Genomic DNA, 729 nt, shown 5'->3' on the forward strand with positions numbered 1-729 from the left:
CATAGGGGTCTGCATCGGTATCGGTCAGCAAGTAGTTCATCACCGAATCAACTTCCGTAAATGCACCAATGGCACACACCGAGATGATTCGGTCTTTAACACGTTCATCCGCTGCAGCAGCCAAACATATGGCACCGGAAAAAGACGGCGCAAGAACACTCAGCCTACCCGAAGAACATAAGTGCGACTGATCCACCAACGCACTTAATATATCTGCAACCAAGTCGATCTGCCGAGGATCAATCTTCAAAGTTTTGATTGACTGAACATCAGGAGAAACCACTCTAAAGCCGACATGACATAGCGACTGACAAAGTGTAACGATACGAGAATCGTCTTTTCCAAAAGGAGACATGCCGTGAAAGAACGCAATGCATCCCTTCGGTTTTATATGCGGTTCATAGACATCAACACTGACGCAGCTGCTATCAATATCACTCCCCTCAAGATAAAGCAGTTCGCTACGGGCAGACTTCTCGCCCGACGCCTGCTCACCATGCAATGTCCACATCACATTCAATGCTTGCCAGGCCGCACGCATTATTTATCTTCCTGTTGTTCAATAACTTCAGGGATATAGCGCTTACGCTTCTTTTCCTTGATCTTACTGACATCGACCATCACTAAACCGTCGATACAATCACCAAAGTCAGGGTCAACACCAAAGCCCAAGAACTTTAGGCCACCCGGTTCACATAGGTCGCTATACTGCTTGTACAAAGTCGGCAC

The 729-nt window shown here is 47.2% G+C and carries 1 protein-coding gene and 1 pseudogene; both read right to left on the minus strand.

Going from position 1 to position 729, the window contains the following annotated elements; translation table 11 throughout:
• Positions 1-541: hypothetical protein (locus A3766_RS14340; RefSeq protein ID WP_197479580.1), on the minus strand; the 541-nt coding region annotated here is incomplete at its 3' end.
• Positions 541-729 (minus strand): annotated as a pseudogene (locus A3766_RS14345) (GNAT family N-acetyltransferase); the annotation flags it as partial. The gene A3766_RS14340 and the pseudogene A3766_RS14345, both read right to left, overlap by 1 nt.

Source organism: Oleiphilus sp. HI0132, assembly GCF_001635845.1.